Origin of the sequence: Candidatus Endomicrobiellum cubanum, from assembly GCF_031278955.1 — a bacterium.
GTDB classification, from domain to species: Bacteria; Elusimicrobiota; Endomicrobiia; order Endomicrobiales; family Endomicrobiaceae; genus Endomicrobiellum; species Endomicrobiellum cubanum.
The window spans coordinates 1-2,585 of sequence record NZ_JAITJM010000008.1; the positions used below are offsets into that span (position 1 = coordinate 1).

Consider the following 2,585-nt stretch of genomic DNA (forward strand, 5'->3'; position numbering starts at 1 on the left):
TTCTAATGTGTATAATTGCTATAAATTTTTGACAAAGCAAAGAAAAAAACGATAAACACAAGTTTTTTAACACAGTATAGCAAAAGGATATTCATTTTTTAGAGGAACTCTTTAGCAACTATCCTACCTGCATTTCTTCTATGTGTCTAATTTTCTCTATCCTTTGAGAGTGTCTCTCTTCAAACAGAGTTTCAAGGAATATTTTTATTCTATGACATACTTCGCTAATAGTAGCAGTTCTAGAACCCAAACAGATAATGTTAGCACCATTATGCTGTGCTACAAGTCTTGCTGTGTCTTCATCCCAACAAACAGCTGCAATAGCACCTTTTACTTTATTTGCAGCTATAGACATTCCTATACCTGTCCCACATATCAAAACACCTTTATAGACTTTTCTACTTACAACAGCTTCTGCAACTTTAAAAGCATAATCTGGATAATCACAGCTTCCACAACCACAAAATCCAAAATCTATAACTTCATAACCTAAATCTTTTAAATACTCTTTCACATTTTCTCTTATATCTAAAGCCGCATGATCTGTACCAAATGCAATCTTTTTTATTTCTTTCATAAAATTTCCTATATAGATTTCCTATTTTATATTGAGCCTCTCTAAAACTTTAACATATATCCTTCTTCGACAATGCCATAATAAACACATTTTGCCTAGCCTTGTCAAAAAATTTACTGTATTATTTTATACGCATTAAGAATTTTATATAAACCCTAAAGTCAGTTAACTTCTAGAATATGTTATAAGTTTTACAAAAGATTCTAGTTCTAAACTTGCGCCCCCAACTAAACCACCATCTATATCTGACTGTTTCATAAGTTCAGAAACATTATCTGGTTTTACAGAACCACCATAAATAATTCTTACTTTATCAGCAATAATATTATTATACATCTCAGAATATATTCTCCTTATAAAAGCATGTACTTCTTGAGCCTGTTGAGGAGCTGCTGTTTTTCCTGTGCCTATTGCCCATACTGGCTCATAAGCAACAACTAATTTGGAAGCATCTTCTTGACTAAATCCTGATAAAGATTCTTTAAGTTGATTTTCTATAATTTCAAATGTAGAATTTTCTTCTCTTTCTTTTAGAGATTCACCTACACAAAGTACTGGAACAATTCCATTTGACAAAGCAGCTTTTATTTTTTTATTTATGATTTCATTAGTTTCGCCAAAATATTGTCTGCGCTCTGAATGTCCTATTAAAACATACGAACAACCGGCATCTCTTAGCATAGCTGCAGAAACTTCACCTGTAAAAGCACCTTTTTCTTCCCAAAAAAGATTTTGAGCACCAACGCTAATATTTGAATCTTTAACTTCACCATAAACTGCGTTAGTAGATATAAATGTGGGACATATAATAATACCTATATCTTTAACACCAGAAACGGCAGCTTTAAGCATACGTACAAAACTTACAGATTCTGAAATAGTTTTGTTCATTTTCCAATTCCCAGCCATTAACGGTCTTCTCATGTAAAAGCTCCATTATTGGGTCTATCTAACTAATTTATAAACCCATTTTATTTTATTTTCTTTTCTTTGTGTGTGGGATATCTATTTTTAAATTATTTTGTCCACCCATTCACACTTACTACCTTCTGACCCCTTACTTACAAGACTTACGAGCAGATGTAGTTTATAAAAAACTTTTTCTCTTGTCAAAATCAACATAAAATCAAATAAATAGTTAGCGTTAAAGAATGTTCCAAGAAAGAATGAACCACCGCACAGCAAGGTGTGCGGTATCAGTTGTTAGAAAATGAAGAGCTTCAATAGTTGGTGTGGGTTTTTGATGCCTTGATTAGCAATATAATTACGAATCACTTCTCTATTTCCTCCTTGGCCTATTGTTGCCATCGCTGCACAACTGGCCACCCCAAAGCTCTTTCTTTAAGTCAGGGTGTCTGCAAAAAGTTCTCGGGCTACTTATCTGTATAATTTTGGCAGGGGCAAGCTTTGGGTTGGAACTTAATAGATAGTGAGCATGATTGGCATCTATACCCACTTGCTCAAACTTTATTTCGTAACGCTCTTCAATTTCTTTTGTTATGAGAATTAGGCTATTACAACGCTCTTTATAGTCAAATATTGCTCTCCTATATTTTATGGGCGTTACACTGATATGCGCTATGTTGTCCCTTGCAGAGCGTTTCCATAGCCTAATTATACTACTTTAAGAGGTACCCCGCAGCTTGCTGCGGGGTATTGGGTTAAACAATTAAAAGTTTAAAATAAACAAAAGCACCAAATATATGAAGGAGGACTCAAAATGTGTTTTATCCGTAAAACAAAGTTTATGTACCTCTTACTGCTTTTCTTCTCTTCCTTTGCTTTTGCTCAAACTATTAATATCACTAATAGTCCTAATTACACCATCTCTGGCAATAGTACTATTACTAACCCTTCTAATCCTGACTGTGGGAAAATAGATTTTTCTTCCCCTTGGCTTTCTTCTAACTTTAATGTCTCTTCTAATAACTCTCTTGTTATTCATTCTACTATGTCATACCGCACCATCTACGGCTCTGTTAATTTCCCTTTTACTTCTTCTTCTGTT

4 protein-coding genes are annotated in these 2,585 nt (G+C 33.7%); 1 reads left to right on the forward strand and 3 read right to left on the reverse strand.

From position 1 onward, the window contains the following. Window positions 1-118 precede the first annotated feature (118 nt). The 3 genes from rpiB to LBD57_RS00640 form a co-directional block, all read right to left on the reverse strand. A complete protein-coding gene (rpiB, locus tag LBD57_RS00630; protein ID WP_373469416.1) occupies window positions 119-577 on the reverse strand; it encodes a ribose 5-phosphate isomerase B in 459 nt (152 codons plus the stop codon). Between the two features lie 165 nt (window positions 578-742). Further along, window positions 743-1,501, reverse strand: a complete 759-nt coding sequence (gene tpiA, locus LBD57_RS00635; RefSeq protein WP_373469417.1) for a triose-phosphate isomerase — start codon at window positions 1,499-1,501, stop codon at window positions 743-745. A gap of 355 nt (window positions 1,502-1,856) precedes the next feature. After that, window positions 1,857-2,195: a transposase gene (locus tag LBD57_RS00640; protein WP_373469419.1), complete on the reverse strand. Its 339-nt coding sequence runs from the start codon at window positions 2,193-2,195 to the stop codon at window positions 1,857-1,859. Between the two features lie 102 nt (window positions 2,196-2,297). On the opposite strand from LBD57_RS00640, the gene LBD57_RS00645 reads away from it, so the two are divergent. Beyond that, the coding region (locus tag LBD57_RS00645) for a hypothetical protein (RefSeq protein WP_373469418.1) at window positions 2,298-2,585 on the forward strand (288 nt) is incomplete at its 3' end.